Consider the following 17,214-nt stretch of genomic DNA (forward strand, 5'->3'; position numbering starts at 1 on the left):
ATGAATTATTGTTATTTTTGCGTTGTATCGTATGACATTTGGTAGAAGAAATTCACAACAGATGAATTCACAACACATGGAATATAAAGAGGCGCTTATGTATAACTGGTTTCTCAATGTTCACATCGATCACGGTTGGGTCATCTGGTCAGTTATAGTCCTCGTTTTCGTACTCTGCGTATTGTTGTTGCCAATCTTTGTGCCGGCATCGGCATACAGAAAAGCGCAGACTGTATCCGCAGGCGATGAATCTGTGGACGCTGCTCACAACGCCGCGCATCACCACCGAGGGCACCGTGCACAGCACGAAGCACGCAAGACCTCGCTTTTTTCCCAACATAAGTGGTATATGACGCTCCTTATCCAGATGCTAAGCGCCCTTGCAGGGCTCATACTCGGTTGGGTTACCGTGTGGCTTCTGTCTGATGTATTTCTCGTCTTTGGGGTAGGACTGGGCAGAAAAGTCTTTATCCGCGTAGCGTTTGGATGCGCCGTTGCAGGGTATGCCATCGCCTCGCTGGTGCTGTATCGCAGCTGGCGCAGAATCATTGCTATCTGTCTCATTCCAGCCGCTATATTATTCAGCGCCTCGCAGGTCAATGCTGCATACGGACAGTATCCCACCATTCGCGATCTGCTGGGCAAGAGCTTATACCCTGAAACAGATGCCTTCCCTCAGGCTACGACGACGGTGTCGGATTATCTGAAGTTGGCACAGTCGGGTCGCATCAGCGTGCCGGAGCACGGTGAAATTCACAGCGTCAGAATTCCTGCCACCGAGTCCGGCTTTCATGCGCGACTGGCCGTGGTGTATGTGCCGCCGGCGGCTTTGACCACGCAGGTGCCCGCATTGCCCGTGATTTTTATCATGTCTGGTCAGCCAGGGTATACGAGTACCTTCTTTACTGCCGGGCAATTGGGCGCCATTGCAGATGCATACGCAGCCAAACACAACGGACTTGCACCGGTTATTATCTCGCCAGATCAGCTAGGAAATCAGTTCCACAACACCATGTGTGCCAACACGATTCCCTTTGGCAATACGGAAACCTATCTTATGAAAGATGTGGTGGGGTGGATGGAAAAGAATCTGCCGATTACCACGGATCACACGCATTGGGCTATAGGGGGCTTCTCTCAGGGTGGTACCTGCTCAGTGGAGCTAGGGCCAAAGTATCCGGAACTCTTTAATTATGTCATCGATATTTCTGGAGAAAAACAGCCAAACGCTGGCTCAGAAAGCACCATGATTAACACATATTATGGCGGAGATAAAAGCGCGTATGAGGCGCATATTCCGGAAAATATTTTTAACGCGCATCCAAATTCCCACCAAACAATTCTGTTTGGTTCGGGCCAGCTGGACACGGTGGGGCAGGCAGATGTAGTGTATGTGAGCCAATTTGCTCGAAAATCTGGGTGGAAGGTGAAATCCGCACTTTCAGCAGGTTCTGCGCACGACTGGACGACCGTGCAGAACGTTATGCGTTACGCTGTGGCAGATTTTAGCAATCATGCAGGCTTGGGCGCAGAGGTGAAGGTAACCGATTTTCCTTCCTTATCCTTAATTCCTGGGTTGACACTGTCCGATGGCGGCACGAGCGCGACCAGTCTGAGCGTTACAGGTACGAGTAGTACAAGTACTTCCGGTGCTGGAAAAGCTTCAACGGTCTCCGTATTTAACGTAGCAAACGCATCTGAGAGCATTTCGAGAAAATCCACGCCAGCGCGCGCAAGGCATCGTTAAATCACCAGCACGACACCACGACTTATAACCTTCCCACGTCAGCACAGGCGTGAACATCAGGAGTTGATATGAAAGCAGCACAAACCGCTACCCAACAGAGTAAAAAATCCTCCCGAGGCATTGCTCAAAGCTTCGCCACCTTGGGCAAAGATCTCGTAAAATTTCTCATGAGAAGACCCTTATCGCTGATCTTTGCGGCGATTTTTGTGCTCGTCAACATAGGTATGCGTGTGGCTTGGGATCTTGGATTTCTACGCGATTCCTCGTTGCCCGCCGGTACCGTGGACAAATTTCCCGGTACATTTTTCCGCATCAGCTTTGAGCATCTGTCGGGGTATGGATGGCTGAGAAGCTTAGGAACTCTGGTCATCGTTAACACCCTGCCGAGCATTGTCATCGGCGTATTGCTGATTGTCATCTGCTTTGGCCTTGCAGAACGAAAACTGGGCATTCTCAAAAGCCTTTTCGTTTCCCTCGTCAGCACAACCATTGGCTTGTCCTCCGCAATTGCCTTGTATTATGCGGCGTATTCGGGTACTATGCGATGGTCTGCACTGAAAAATCTGCCCGTGAACTACGGGGTAACGGTAGCTGTCATCGGCGCCTTTATGGCGGCGTCGGCGACCATGAGCCCGTTATGGCAGCGACGCATTTCCGTCATCGTGTACGCATCCGCGGCAACCTTGATCCTGTATAGCGGGGAATTTGTGGACTATGCCTTGCTGCTGAGCGCCTTCGTGGGGCAAATGTGCGGCTATATGGTGACCAGCAACAACGTGTACGCTGTGGTGTCCACCTACAAATACATAGGTGTCATCGAAAAGCGTCGTATTTTTGCTGTTATTTATACGATTCTTGCTTTCGGCCCCATTGTATCCACCTTCTCGCGCGTGCATGCGGGTCCGCTGTCGGCTATTGGCATGCTGATGAGTTCCGATACGGTCAGTCTTTCCAATGCCACCATGTGCGAAAATAATTCCCTGCGTTCCGATTGCATCGTCCTTCATCGAGTTTTGGGAGCCGATGGGTCTCTCAGTCTGAGTTTGAGTCTGACCTTATTTGTGGTTATGCTCACGATTGCTTGGGGATTATTGAAGGGAAGCCGTGTAGCTGCGTGGACCGCAATTGTAATGAGCAGTATTACGGCTCTGCTGACCGCGAGTTTCTATGTCTTCCTTCCGCTGGGACAAGCGTGGTATTTCAATCTTTCCCTGTGGAAGCGTGTGGCTTACATGTTTACGCATGGAGCGTTGATGAACGTCCTCTTGCTTATCGCCATTGTAGTGGGCTTTATCATCGCTCTAGTCATGAATTTTGAGGCATTCCCACGCCAAATCCGGCGTACCCACGTCATGATGGGCGCTATGGGCATCGTTTTTGCTGGCATCATTTTGGGTTCTATAAGCCTGTGGTCCACGGCCGATATGCGTATGCAATACTCGGGACATGATTGGATGCTTCACGATGTGGTACTGCTCGTGATGACCACGTTAACGCACTTTTTCCCCATGGGCTTTTTGCATCAAACCTGGGCGGTGAGCAGCCTAGCCTCTCACTCAACGTGGCATCATGCTCTCGCTTTTGGCAGCGCAATTCTTTTCTGGGTGATTGTCGAAGCCGTGCTGCTCACATGGCTGAATATTAAGCAGGGCGCACACGAGGCAGAGCAGTCCCATGTGGATGCTGTGCTGAAGACCGGTGGCGAATCCATGTCCTTTATGTCCACCTGGGATGGCAATAATTATTGGTTTAGTGAAGATCAGAAAAGTGCCATTGCTTACCGCGTGTATCTCAATATGGCCATCGCCGTTACCGGACCTTTTGGCCCGGCGGACAATTACGAAAATGCGCTGATCGGCTTTAGCAAGTTCTGCGAAGAGCACGGATGGACGCCCGTGATGTACAGCGTGCACGACTCGCAACGCGAAATTCTCGAATCCTGGGGGTGGAACAGCCTCGACGTGGGCACAGAGATGATTATCAATCCGCGCGAGTGGAAAACCACCGGCAAAAAATGGCAGGATATCCGCACAGCGGTGAACAAGGCCAGCCGTGAAGGCATTACGGATGTCTTGTCTACGTTTAAGGCAGAGCCGGTAGAAATTCGCCAGCAGATTATGGATTTGTCCGAAGAGTGGGCAGAAGAAAAATCGCTTCCGGAGATGAAATTCACCTTGGGTGGTGTGGAAGAACTGATGGATTCTCGTGTGAAAATCCTCTACGCGATTGATGAAGAGGGAACTGTGCAAGCCGTCACGAGTTGGCTACCTACGTATCGCCAGGGGCATATTGTGGGGTGGACGCTTGACTTTATGCGACATCGTAATGATAGTATGAAGGGGATTATGGAATTTCTCATTGCGAGAATGGCGCAGCGATTGCACGATCAAGGTGAGGAAGATCCGGAGAACTCCGTAGAATTCCTCAGTTTATCGGCCGCCCCACTGTCCGGCATGGAAGTGCGTGAAGGGCAATCCGAGTTCCTGTCGCATGCCCTTCAACTCATGGGTAAGCTCTTGGAACCAGCCTACGGATTTGGCTCTTTGTTCTTCTTCAAGAAGAAATTCCAACCACACGAACAGCACGTCTACATCGTGTACCCAGATTCGGCAAAGCTTGTGCAAGTGTCCCTTGCCATTGGACATGCGTATCTTCCGCAGATGTCCGCCAATGATTTGTTGGCTTTACTGCGTACCATGCGAGGCGATGCCTAAACATTTATAAACGAAAACGATAAGCCGAGCTGGAAGAAAACTCCAAACCCCAGCCGAGCGGATGGTTGAGGAAAAAATGAATCAGTCAGTCCTCGTCAGACCAGCTGAGGAAAAAGATTTTGACCAACTTTCTCACATCATGTTTCACACGTGGTATGAGATGGACATGGAGCAGGCTTCTGCGCATACGACGCAGCTGTTGCATGCCCTGTCCCGCTATGATGTAGCACATTATTTGGAAACATCCACCCACGCCTTGGTAGCCATCGATGAGGCGCATTCGACGGCTCAGCAAGACCATGTTTTGGGTGTAGCCATGTGGCGCAACGACGCCGACTGGCGGGCGCACATTTCCCAAAAAAGCGTGGCAGCATCGGAATTACAAAAGATCGATAATCTGCGCCGCATGGATGCAGATTTTGAAAAAATGTATCAAGAATTTTCCGAAGATGCTCAGCGCACAGTAGATCTTGCCCGGCACGCGGCCGCACAGAGCGAAGCGGAACTGCGCCTCTTTATGATTGCGTCTCAGGCGCGTGGTCGAGGAGTGGGTAAAAAGCTACTCTCGCGTGCTGAAAATTCGATGCGCACCAGTGGCGCCCGCCAGTACTATCTGTATACTGATAGCGAATGCGATTACAGCTTCTACGATTACAAAGGCATGAAGCGCGTCACGCAAGCCCTTCAGGTCCCAGGACCGGGAGGACGTACCGTAGATAAATTCATCTACACACAACAACTGAATAAGTAAAAAAATAATTATAATTACAATTTAAAATGTAGCGGACTTGAGCCGTCGAAGTACGACGGAAACTCATCAGCTGCCCCTTGTTCGAAAGTTAGGTTCTTCACGTGTATAGGAAGATTTTCACCATTCCGGGCACTGCTGCGTTCTCCATCTCCGGAGCGATGACGCGCGCCACTATGTCCACCATCGGTTTGAGCATGATTTTGTGCTTAAACAATTTGTATAACGAGTGGACATCTGCAGGATTGATGAGCGCAGTATATATTATTGCAGCTTCGATAGTTACACCAATTTACGCAAAGCTTTTCGACCGTTTTGGTCAGAAAAAAGTGGGTCTGATTACGGCCCCAATCCAGTTTGGTTTGTTACTCGCATTCGCCGCGGCCGCCTATATGCGCGCGCCTTTGCCTGTGCTCTTTGTGCTGGCCGTGCTCGTGGGATGCTGTATGTATGCCGTGGGAGCCGTAGTGCGTACTCGCTGGTCTTGGGCTTTGCGCGATAAGCCTGAGGAATACTTAAATACGGCTTACTCCTTGGAATCGGCCATCGACGAGTTGATTTTCATCGTAGGTCCTATCGCGGCTGCAACGATTTCTACGAGCTTCCCACCAGTGTCCACGATTATTCCATTCATTCTCTTTGGTGGTATTAACTTCGTGGGCGCTATGATTTTCTACAATTTGAAATCTGCCACGCCTCCGGCTGTGGAAACCTTGCACACGGTAAACGTAGATAAAACAGATGAACTGGCAGAGTCTAACTCTGCCATGAGCGGTTCTGAGCAATTGCGGGCGCGCAATATTTTGTTCTACCCAGGCATGCTGCTGCTGGTACTGGCTATTACGGTGTTTAATTCTACGTTCTCGGCATTTGATGTGACGATGACGGCCGTGATGCAAACTATGGGACACTATCAGCAGGTGGGCTTTATGCTCGCCACCATTGCAGCTGGCTCGCTTATCGGCGCCTTGGTTTTCGGTTCGCGCAAGCATACACACAATGCGTGGATGCGCATGATTCTCTTTATGGTGTTGCTCGCTTTGGGCATTGCGGGTGTGGCGATGACGGTGCACAATTTGTGGATTGCGGCTATTTTCGGCGTGTTCTCGGGTCTTTTTGTGGCTCCAACCTACGCCAGTGCAAACCTGATTATGCGCAATACGGCTCCGCCAAACAAGCTCACGGAAGGATTGAGCTGGATTTCCACGGGTTCCACCATCGGCGCTTCGATGGGATCTGCCGTGGGAGGCATTTTCCTCGATAGGATTGGCGATTTTGCCACGATGAACCTGGTCTGGCTTTTCGCTGCTTTGGCTATCCCATTCTTCTTCTTCGGATATCTGCAAGTCAGAGCTTTTGAAAAGAAACATGCCGTTTCCCAGCAATAATCTCTGGGGCGTTTAAGCTAGAGGTAGGAAGCAAATAGGCACACACTCTCGCGCAGGGCGCAACAGAGCGGTGTAACAGAGTAATGAGAGGCTGGTGACAAAGAACCAGCCTCTTTTCACAAGTCAAAGGAGCAGATATGATACGTGTTTCGGTGGTGGGTGCACAAGGTCGCATGGGTAGCCATGTGGTCGATGCCGTGAATACAGCGGCAGATATGGTATTAGCAAAAACCGTGGATGCAGGTGACGATATCAGCGTTATTTCCCCAGACAACACGGACGTAGCCGTGGAATTTTCTGTCCCATCCGCAAGCCTCGATAATGTGCTTGCCCTCGTGAGCCAAGGGGTGCATGTGGTTGTCGGTACCACCGGCTGGACTGAGGATAAGCTCGATACGCTGCGCAAGGCTTTGAGTGAGCATCCCGAGCTCAGCGTTTTCATCGCTCCAAACTTCGCCATCTCTACTGTACTGGCTGAGCATTTTGCTGCCCAAGCTGCGCAGTACTTTGAATCTGCGGAAATTATTGAGCTGCATCACCCGGATAAGGTAGATGCTCCAAGCGGTACAGCCTTGCATACCGCGCAGAAAATTGCCGAAGCCCGCAAAGCGGCTCATATGGATGACATTCCTGACAATACGCAGTCTGATGGCGGCTCTCGCGGTCAAGTCGTGGACGGCATCCACGTGCACGCCGTGCGTCTGCGTGGCCTGAACGCTCACGAAGAAGTACTTTTCGGCAATGCAGGCGAGCAGCTCGTTATCCGCGCAGATTCCTTCGACAGAGTCTCCTTTATGCCCGGCGTTTTGCTCGCGGTCCGAAACGCAGGCAAGAGCTCTGGACTAACCGTAGGACTAGAGAATTATTTGGACCTCTAGCGTGATTTAATAATTTTTAGTCAAACCCAGAAGGTAATTTCATAAATATGACTACCGAGATGCATCTGTTAGAAAATGCGCCTTTCGGTCGGGTTATCCCAGCAATGGTGACCCCTATGAAGGCGGATGGAGAAATCGATTACGAAGCTGCTCAGAAACTCGCTCAGCACCTTGTAAAAGATGGAGCAGATGGCATCCTACTTAATGGAACAACCGGCGAATCGCCTACGACCCACCTCGAGGAGAAGATTGACCTCGTCCGTGCTGTCAAAGAAGTTGTAGACGTTCCGATTATTACGGGAGCCGGCTCGAATGATACAGCGCATTCCGTGCGCATGGCAGAACACATTCAAGAAGCTGGAGCAGATGCGTTGCTCATCGTGGCTCCATACTATTCAAGACCATCACAAGAGGGCATTTTCCAGCATTATAAGGCTGTAAATGATTCCTCAGACGTGCCTGTAATTATTTATGATGTCCCAGGACGTACCGGTGTGCGCATTTCCACCGATACTTACGTACGCCTTGCGGGACTCTCACAGGTGACTGCGGTGAAGGATGCTACAGGAGATTTGGCCGCAGCAGTAGTAAAGAAGATGGAAACGGGTCTTGCATGGTATTCCGGAGATGATGGCGTGTACTTGCCATTCCTGTCCATCGGAGCAGTGGGCATCATTTCCGTTATTGCCCACGTGGCCGCTGGCCCATTGCGCGAGCTCACGCAAGCCTTCGATGAAGGTCACATTTTGGAAGCACAGCGCATTGCCGTACACCTCGCTCCGCTGGTGGGAGCCTTGAATGGGGACGGTTTCCAGGCTGTGATGGCGAAGGCCGCTTGCCAGGTTCAGGGGTATATCCCAGATACCTCCATGCGTTTGCCAAATGTGGGTCCCGATGGCGCACAGCTGATCAAGGCACGTGAAGGTATGCGTGCTTCGGGAGTGCTCAAGCATAAGTAGATTCATCGGTAGTGGAACAGGCTTATAGGAGCTTCGGCTCACACATTCAACGAAAGGTTAGATATGCCTTCCACTCAAGGAACGCGTAAAAATACACGCAAAACAAACTCGCGCGGATTACACAAATCCACGCGCACACGTAAACCACGCAATACTGCACCTGCTCATACCGTTAATGCACAGGCCAATCCAAACACCACTTCCGACGGTAAGCCATTAATCGCTCCACCAAAGTATCGCAAGGGCTCCATGCGCATTGTGCCTCTGGGCGGTTTGGGCGAAATTGGTCGCAATATGAATGTGATCGAGTACAACGGTCATATTTTGCTCATCGATTGTGGTGTACTCTTCCCAGAAGAAGAACAGCCAGGTGTGGATCTCATCCTGCCTGATTTCAGCTATATCAAAGATCGTCTCGACAAGGTGGAAGCACTAGTGCTGACACACGGTCACGAAGACCACATCGGCGGTGTGCCTTATTTGCTGCGCTTACGCAAGGATATTCCACTTATCGGGTCCAAGCTGACCTTGGCTTTAGTAGAAGCCAAGTGCAAGGAGCATCACATTAATCCTGTGCTCAAGCCAGTTCAGGGCCGCGACAAGATGAAGGTGGGTGCTTTCAACCTCGAATTCATCACCGTCACCCACTCCATCCCAGATGCGTTGGCTGTATCTGTGAAAACGCCAGCCGGTCATATCATCGACACCGGCGATATGAAGCTCGATCAGTTGCCACTGGATCACAAGATTACAGATTTACGTCAATTTGCAAAGCTCGGCGAGCAGGGCGTGGATTTGCTCATGTCCGACTCCACCAATGCGGAGGTGCCAGGCTTCGTTAAGCCAGAAACCACCATCGGTCCTGCTCTGGATCGCGCATTTGCCGAAGCCAGCCGCAAGATTATCGTGGCCAGCTTCTCCTCACATGTGCACCGTGTGCAGCAAGTCGTGGACGCCGCGCATAAGAATGGCCGCAAGGTGGTCTTCGTGGGTCGCTCCATGGTGCGCAATATGGGCATTGCAGCCGACTTGGGTTATCTGCATTTGCCAGAAGATACCGTCGTTGATCTCAAGAAAGCGCACGATATCCAGGACGATAAGATCGTGTACATGTGCACCGGTTCGCAGGGCGAGCCTATGGCCGCTTTGGGACGCATTGCTGATGGTAACCACCCAGACATCACCGTGGGTGAGTTTGATACCGTGATTTTGGCCAGCTCCTTGATTCCAGGCAACGAGCATGGCGTATACAAGGTCATCAATAAGCTGACACGCATGGGCGCCCGTGTGGTCAACAAGGACAACGCCGCCATTCATGTCTCCGGACACTGCGATGAAGGCGAACTTTTGTACTTCTACAATATTGTGCAGCCGAAGTGTGCGATGCCTATCCACGGCGAGCACCGTCATCTCGTGGCTAATGGTTTGATTGCGGTGAAGACAGGCGTGGATCCAAACAACGTCGTGCTGGCAGAAGACGGCGATGTGGTCGACCTGTACAAGGGCAATGCGGCGGTCGTCGGTTCTGTGCCATGCGGCTATGTCTACGTGGATGGTCAATCCGTGGGTGAGATTGGCGAAGAAGAGCTCGAAAAGCGTCGTATTCTGTCCGAAGAAGGCTTCGTCTCCTCCTTCGTGGTTGTGGATACGGAAATGAACGAGGTCGTCACCGGTCCAAAGATTTATCTGAACGCCGTTGCAGAAGATGCCAGCGACTTTATGGAAGTGCGCTCACGCATTATTACGGACCTCGAAGACGCAATGGGACGTGGCACACATGACACCTACCAGCTGCAGCAAATTATGCGCCGCACGCTCGGGGGCTGGATTGCACGAAAGTTTAACCGTCGCCGTCCAATGATTGTGCCTGTTGTAGCCGATGTAGCCCAGGATGTCCAAAAATAATTCCTCGCTTCCATTACTGAAATTATTGAAATAACCATCGTGTGTGTAGGGCTGGAGCAGAAGTTGTGCGCAGCCCGGCACACACCCCATAGAAAAGAGAAAAATGCCAGGAGCAAATCTCACGCGCATCGAAGCTGAAGAGCGCGCACGCATTATTTCCAACGCACACTACACCGTGCATTTGGATCTCAACCAAGGCGAAAATGACTTCCGCTCAGTTTCTACTATCGAATTCGACGCAGAAAAAGGCGCCTCCACTTTTGTGGATTTAATTGCCAACACCGTCACCTCCGTGGAATTCAACGGTGAACAGCTCGACCCAGCCACCGTTTTCGTAGACAATCGCATCGAGCTGACCAACCTCGCCGAGCACAACACGGTGACCATCGACGCTCTGGCACAGTATTCTCATACTGGTGAGGGCATGCATCGTAGCCTTGATCCAACGGATGGCAACGTGTACCTCTACACTCAGTTCGAAGTGCCGGATGCACGTCGCGTGTATGCCGTTTTCGATCAGCCGGATATCAAGGCACAGTTTGACTTTACGGTGGATGCGCCACAGGCCTGGGAAGTAATTTCCATCATGCCAGCCGACGAGCCAGAGGATTTGGGCAATGGTTCCAAGCATTGGACATTCCCAACCACTCCAACCATGAGCTCCTACCTGACTGCTTTTGTGGCAGGACCTTATGCCAGCTGGCACACGTCTCACGTGCTGTCGGATGGCCGCGAAGTGCCTATGGCTATTTATGCACGCCAGGCTTTGAAGGATGCCATGGCCAAGGATGTGGATTACTTGTTTAACGTCACCAAGGCGGGCATGGACTTCTACGATAAGACTTGGGGAGTGCCATACCCATATGCCAAGTACGATCAGCTTTTCGTGCCAGAGTACAACGCGGGCGCTATGGAAAACATCGGTACGGTAACCATTCGTGACTCCTATGTCTTTGAGTCCAAGGTGACAGATGCTTTGGCTGAACGTCGCGATGTTACTGTGCTCCACGAGTTGGCACACATGTGGTTCGGCGATCTGGTCACTATGAAGTGGTGGAACGACCTGTGGCTCAACGAATCCTTCGCAGAATTCACCTCCACCTTGGCCACGGCAGAAACCACCCAGTGGAGCGATGCATGGGCTACCTTCGCGTCCGGCGAAAAGAGCTGGGGACAGGCTCAGGATGAAATGCCTACAACCCACCCAATCGTGGCAGAAATTAAGGATTTGCACGATACTGAGGTCAACTTCGACGGCATTACGTATGCAAAGGGCGCTTCCGTGCTGAAGCAGCTGGTGGCATATGTGGGTCGTAAGGAATTCTTCGCTGGCATTCATAATTACCTCGAAAAGCACCAGTATGCGAATGCTACCTTGGCTGATTTGCTTGCTGAATTGGAAGCAACTTCTGGTCGTGATTTGAAGAGCTGGTCTAAGCAGTGGCTGGAAAACGCGGGCATTAACACTATCACCTCTGAGGTCAAGACCGCAGCGGATGGTACCATCGAGGAAATGGCACTTGTGCAGTCTGCTTCGCAGGAATATCCAGTATTACGCACGCATCGCTTGGCTGTGGCATTCTACGAAGAAAATGCAGATGGCCAGGTAGAGCTGACCGAACGCTTCGATTTGGATGTGGAAGGCGAGCGCACCATCGTTGAAGCGGTGAAGGGCAAGAAGCGTCCTGCCTTTATCATGGTGAACGAAGATGATTTGACCTACACTAAGCTGCGCTTCGATGAGCAGTCCTTGCAGTTTGCATTAGATAATCTGTACAAGTTCACGGATGCCTTGACACGTGCGGTGGTCTGGTTGAGCTTGTGGGATATGACCCGCGATGCTCAGCTGCCAGCCACGCAGTTCATTCACACCAGCTTGAAGGCTTTGAGCACGGAGAAGGAATCTACCACCTTCCGTTATGCTTTGGCTCAGGTGGCTACGGCTGTGGGACATTATGTGCCAGTGGCGCAGCGCGAAGCCCTGAAGAAGGAAATCGCTCAGGAACTCTTCCGCTTGGCTCAGGCTGCTGAGGACGGCTCCGATGAGCAGTTCCAGTTGGTTACCGCGTATCTGAACAATGGCTCAGATGACCAGTTCGCAGAGCATGCTCAGGCTTTGCTCGATGGTAGCCTCAGCTTCGAGGGCTTGGAGATTGACAACAACTTCCGTTGGACGATTATCATCGCTCAGGCTGCGGCGGGCGTCATCGATGCACAGAAGGTGGATGAGGAACTTGCCGCTCGCGATACTACAGAAAACCGTCAGTTTGCGGTGATGGCGAAGGCTGCGATTCCTACACCGGAAGCTAAGGCTTGGGCATGGGATCAGGCTTTGCACAATACCGAGCTGACGAATTCTCAGCTGGAAAATGTGGCTGGTGGATTCTCCATGAACTCTGACCCTGAACTCTATGCTCAGTACGTAGATAAGTACGGCGATGTCATCGACTGGGTGTGGGAGAACAAGACCTTCCACATGTCCGAAGCTTTGCTCAAGGGCACATCGCGCGGATCTGGCTTGTATCCAAGCTTCGCGGATCCTGCGCGTCTCGTCGAAGTAGGAGAGAAGTGGTTGGCTGCGCATCCAGATGCAGCAGATGCTTTGCGTCGTATGGTTCGCGAGAATTTGGACTCGTCGCAGCGTGCATTGCGCGTTGTGCGATACAACGAGTCACTCTAAGCACTCGTACGCACAGCAGTCACGCACGCGGGGCTGAGAACGCTCTGCGATACGGGCTTTGCGCATAGATTGTAAAATCAACACACATAACCTGCCGTCAGACTACAATGGTTTAGCGGCAGGTTTTTCTAGTTGTTAAGGAGAGGAAATGCCTCGTCTTTTTGGTACTGATGGTGTGCGCGGTTTGGCAAATGGTTTGCTCACCGCCGACCTTGCATTAAAAATGGGTGATGCTGCGGTACGCGTATTCGCCGGAAGCACTGCTCATGGTCGACATCGCGCATTAATTGGTCGAGATACTCGTGTTTCTGGAGATTTTTTGGCTTCGGCTCTGGCTGCAGGTATGAGCTCGGGTGGTTTTGATGTCATCGACGTAGGTATTTTGCCAACGCCGGGTTTGGCATATTTGACCTCGGTATTGAACGTAGAGATGGGTGCAGTTATTTCCGCCTCCCATAATGCCATGCCAGATAATGGTATTAAATTCTTCGCTCGTGGTGGTTTTAAGCTGCCAGATGCGAAGGAAGATGAGATTGAGGAATTGCTCGGTACACAGTGGGATCGTCCAACGGGCGCGGGCGTAGGCCGTATTTCTCACGACAATGTCACCGCCACCAATTTGTATATCGATCATCTCGTATCTTCTATTGCCCCTATGGGCAAGGATAAGATCCAGCCTCAGCCATTGAAGGGTTTGCGCATCGTAGCCGACTGTGCGAACGGCGCTACATCGGCTGTAGCACCGGAAGCCTTGCGTCGCGCAGGTGCCGATGTCGTCGTGATTAACGCATCCCCAGATGGTTATAACATCAACGACCATGCAGGCTCCACACATCCGGAGCAGTTGCAGGCTATGGTAAAGGCTAGCGATGCGGATATGGGTGTGGCCTTCGATGGCGATGCTGACCGTTGTCTTGCCGTCGATGCAGAGGGCACGCTCGTCAACGGCGATCAGATTATGGGTATTCTTGCGCGTTCGTACAAGGAGCAAGGCAAGCTCAAGGACAATACGCTGGTCATCACCGTTATGAGCAATTTGGGTTTAATCCTCGCTTTGAAGGATATGGGCATTAACACTGTCCAGACCTCTGTAGGTGACCGTTATGTGCTCGAAGCTATGCTGGAGAACGGCTATACCCTCGGCGGTGAGCAGTCGGGTCATGTGATTAATCGTGAATTTGCTACCACCGGTGATGGTACTTTGACGGCATTGTGCCTTGCCAATGAGGTAGTAAAGTCCGGTAAGACGTTGAAGGAGCTGGCTGCGGACTTCCCACAGCTGCCTCAGCAATTGGTCAACGTGCCAAACGTAGACAAGTTGGCTGCATACACGAACGAGGCCGTGCAAGAGGCTATCCGCAAGGAAGAGCAGTACTTGGGCGAAACGGGTCGTGTGTTGCTGCGTCCATCTGGTACGGAACCTTTGGTACGTGTCATGGCTGAAGCTGCAACCCAAGAGCAGGCAGATGAGGTCTGCGCACGCTTGGCTGAGGTTGTCGCCCGCGAGCTTGCATTGTAATTCCAAGAAATTTCCAATTTTCAAGATTTTCAAGTTTTTTCAAGCTGTAGAGGAGACCCCATGGCATGGAATAGCAAAAATGTAGACAAAGAATTCGACCGTGATGTGCGCTCCTTGCTGTCGGATACGGATGAAGATGGCAATTTGCCTATCGTCCAATTGGGTGAGCCGGTGCTGCGCATGGAGACTGAAAAGTACAATGGTCAGCTCAGCCAAAAAACCTTGCTCCGTCTTATCGAGCTTATGCATGGCACCATGCTGGCTGCTCCGGGCGTGGGCTTAGCCGCTCCACAGATTGGCTTAGGATTGGCGATCGCCGTCATTGAAGACCATGTGCGAGATGATGAGGACGACCCGCGCGGCATTGCGGAGCTGCCCTTTACGACCTTAATCAATCCACACTATGAGCCATTGGGCGAGGAGACGGCAAGCTTCTACGAGGGTTGCCTGAGCTTTGACGGCTATCAGGCAGTGCGCAAGAGATACTTGCATATTAAGGCCACGTGGATGGATGAGGCAGGCAATGAGCATGAGCAAGAAATGCATAACTGGCCTGCACGCATTTTCCAGCACGAAACGGATCACCTGTCTGGCGAAGTGTATATCGACAAGGCAGAGACCCGCAGTTTGACGACCTATGACAATCTTGAGGATTATTGGGCTTTTGAAGCTGTGCCTCACGAGGCATCTGAAGCGCTGGGCTTCGAGCTCTAGGAATTTCAAACAAAACAGCGGGGTTGGTTTGGGCTATCAAAGCCTGTACCAACCCCGCTTGTGTATCGTAAATATGCGCTAGTACTGGCCGGCGAAATAAAAGCCATTCAAAGGCAGATATTGCACACTGCGCAGTTGTGCTAACGGAGAGGTGCCGGACGAAGAAGTCTGAGCGCTGTAATGCGCCAGTTCAGAGCCTGTGCCATCGTATACGGTCCACGTATGATCCCACGTATCAGTGGTGACGAGCATATTTTCGACCTTCTGGGCGTTGCCATCCAAGGCCGAGTAATCCGTTTGCACGGACGATTCCAAGGAATATGTGCGCGCAAACGGATCCACATGAAGCGTATACACAAAAGAATGCGCCTGCGTACCCGCCGGATCGACGCGCTGTGATGCCTGAGGAATGGCCGCACTCCAGTTAAAGCTGGGATTGCTCGGGGAGTAGGCGAAATTATTATTCAACAAGGTGAGCGTATAACCGCTTGAGCTTACGTCGCTGATAGTAAGGCTGCTTTGCCCGGCAAAATCGCTGAAATCGCCGTTCTTCGCGAGCAGTAGATACGAGTATTTGGGATCCGTCCACAAGCCGGCAGGGCCGATAATCGAGGTCAAATTCGGCGAATCCGTCGAAATATCAATGCTCAGCAAGGAGGATGTTTCTCGCGACGACAGCAGAACGGTATCGTCATCAATCATGGCTATGGAATTGAGTCCCAACCAATTCCAAGAACTATCCGTGGAGGTGCCGTCAGCCGCTAAGGCTAAGTGCTCGGTGGCGGAGCGGTAAGAATTCAGCAGCGTGGAGGTGTTGACCAGCATGCGCGTTTTACCGTTGAGAGCGCTGATGCGCACCACATACGTGCCCACCTCATGTGTCTCGTCATAGGTCGCTCCATCGGTAGCAATGGCCACAATATTTCCCGCCGAATCCATCGTAAAATCACCGGCCAGCGAGTAGCGGTCACCAAAATTAATGAAATTATCTACATAGCCCGTGCGGTCTACAGCCACGATTTGCGTAGGGCTGATAGCGTAGTACAGATGATTCTTGTACTGGATAAAACGTGTGGCCGAGGAATTTTTCAAAGGAATTTCGCCACGCAAAACCCCATCAGAGTCGTATAAATACGTGAAATTCGCATTGCCGGAGCTGCGGGGCATGACTGCAAAGAGCCCGTCCCCCAAATTTGTGTACGGCACATTCGACCCCGTGTGTGCCAAATGTGACACAGAAATCTGTACGGGCTCGTTGGACAGCACATCGCCCATGTCGTAGGAATATGTGCGCGTAGTCTGCTCACCCGCGGCATCCGTAATAGTGAAGGTCACCACGTTGCGCGTGGAGGGAATCAACCCGATAACTTGGAATTCGTGCGTGCGACCACGCTGTGTAGTCGTGGAGACGGTGCGACTAAAGGTGGGATAATTCGTTTCCGGTGCAGACACGCTGTAAGATACACTCATTGGCTGCTCGGTGACGAAAAAGATGTACAGCGAGTTCGTATTTGTGCCAAAAGGATTTGCTTCGATGAGCATGTGATCCATAGTGAAGCGTGTGCTAGCTTTTTGGCGATCTATCTGGTTTTGTGCTCGCGTTTGATAGCCGATGGTATAGATGCGTTCGATGGAGTCTGATAGCAGATTTTCTGGGGAATTGCGTCTTTCATTGTAATACGTCAAAGCACCCCAGAGAGTGAGGATAACGACGAGCACCACAGACAGAGAAACTGCGCTACGACGTAAACGTTCTAATAAGCTTTGGGATTCTAATGCCTTCTTGGGCAGGTCTCGAGCTTCTCTCGAAGACGGAACAGACCTGAAATCGGAGCTTTTCGTACGGTTTCCCGATGTATGGTGCACGATTTCAGGTCTGGTCATGTGTTCTCCACCTTTATCCGTTATTTCAAGTCCTCTTTAAGAATTATACGAGAGAACCCTACGAAAAGTGCGGACAGA

At 51.5% G+C, this 17,214-nt stretch carries 11 protein-coding genes; 10 read left to right on the forward strand and 1 reads right to left on the reverse strand.

Annotated elements, in window-relative coordinates:
• The first annotated feature begins 97 nt into the window (after nucleotides 1-97).
• The 10 genes from D570_RS08635 to D570_RS0106010 all read left to right on the forward strand — a co-directional run bounded on the left by D570_RS08635 (nucleotide 98) and on the right by D570_RS0106010 (nucleotide 15,252).
• Complete coding sequence (locus D570_RS08635; RefSeq protein WP_169331234.1) at nucleotides 98-1,747, forward strand: alpha/beta hydrolase; 1,650 nt, start codon at nucleotides 98-100, stop codon at nucleotides 1,745-1,747.
• A gap of 68 nt (nucleotides 1,748-1,815) precedes the next feature.
• Nucleotides 1,816-4,461, forward strand: a complete 2,646-nt coding sequence (locus D570_RS0105970; RefSeq protein ID WP_018143482.1) for a phosphatidylglycerol lysyltransferase domain-containing protein — start codon at nucleotides 1,816-1,818, stop codon at nucleotides 4,459-4,461.
• A gap of 76 nt (nucleotides 4,462-4,537) precedes the next feature.
• Nucleotides 4,538-5,212, forward strand: coding sequence for a GNAT family N-acetyltransferase (locus tag D570_RS0105975; RefSeq protein WP_026181925.1), 675 nt, complete (start codon nucleotides 4,538-4,540; stop codon nucleotides 5,210-5,212).
• Nucleotides 5,213-5,313: 101 nt separating this feature from the next.
• Nucleotides 5,314-6,597 carry an MFS transporter gene (locus tag D570_RS08640; protein WP_018143484.1) on the forward strand — a complete coding sequence of 428 codons (1,284 nt, stop codon included), beginning with the start codon at nucleotides 5,314-5,316 and terminating at the stop codon, nucleotides 6,595-6,597.
• Between the two features lie 137 nt (nucleotides 6,598-6,734).
• Nucleotides 6,735-7,475: a 4-hydroxy-tetrahydrodipicolinate reductase gene (gene dapB / locus D570_RS0105985; protein WP_018143485.1), complete on the forward strand. Its 741-nt coding sequence runs from the start codon at nucleotides 6,735-6,737 to the stop codon at nucleotides 7,473-7,475.
• A gap of 47 nt (nucleotides 7,476-7,522) precedes the next feature.
• Complete coding sequence (gene dapA, locus D570_RS0105990) at nucleotides 7,523-8,434, forward strand: 4-hydroxy-tetrahydrodipicolinate synthase (protein WP_018143486.1); 912 nt, start codon at nucleotides 7,523-7,525, stop codon at nucleotides 8,432-8,434.
• Nucleotides 8,435-8,497: 63 nt separating this feature from the next.
• Nucleotides 8,498-10,339: a ribonuclease J gene (locus D570_RS0105995; RefSeq protein WP_018143487.1), complete on the forward strand. Its 1,842-nt coding sequence runs from the start codon at nucleotides 8,498-8,500 to the stop codon at nucleotides 10,337-10,339.
• A gap of 103 nt (nucleotides 10,340-10,442) precedes the next feature.
• Nucleotides 10,443-13,019 (forward strand): aminopeptidase N, encoded by a 2,577-nt coding sequence (gene pepN / locus D570_RS0106000; RefSeq protein WP_018143488.1) that lies wholly within the window; start codon nucleotides 10,443-10,445, stop codon nucleotides 13,017-13,019.
• A gap of 148 nt (nucleotides 13,020-13,167) precedes the next feature.
• Nucleotides 13,168-14,538 (forward strand): phosphoglucosamine mutase, encoded by a 1,371-nt coding sequence (gene glmM, locus D570_RS0106005; protein WP_018143489.1) that lies wholly within the window; start codon nucleotides 13,168-13,170, stop codon nucleotides 14,536-14,538.
• Nucleotides 14,539-14,598: 60 nt separating this feature from the next.
• Entirely contained in the window at nucleotides 14,599-15,252 is a 654-nt protein-coding gene (locus tag D570_RS0106010; RefSeq protein ID WP_018143490.1) for a peptide deformylase, read from the forward strand.
• A 78-nt stretch (nucleotides 15,253-15,330) separates the two neighbouring features.
• On the opposite strand, the gene D570_RS0106015 is transcribed toward D570_RS0106010, so the two are convergent.
• On the reverse strand, nucleotides 15,331-17,136 hold the full coding sequence (locus D570_RS0106015) for an aryl-sulfate sulfotransferase (protein WP_018143491.1): 1,806 nt from the start codon (nucleotides 17,134-17,136) through the stop codon (nucleotides 15,331-15,333).
• Between the last annotated feature and the right edge of the window lie 78 nt (nucleotides 17,137-17,214).

This window comes from Alloscardovia criceti DSM 17774 (genome assembly GCF_000376885.1).
Lineage (GTDB): Bacteria > Actinomycetota > Actinomycetes > Actinomycetales > Bifidobacteriaceae > Alloscardovia > Alloscardovia criceti.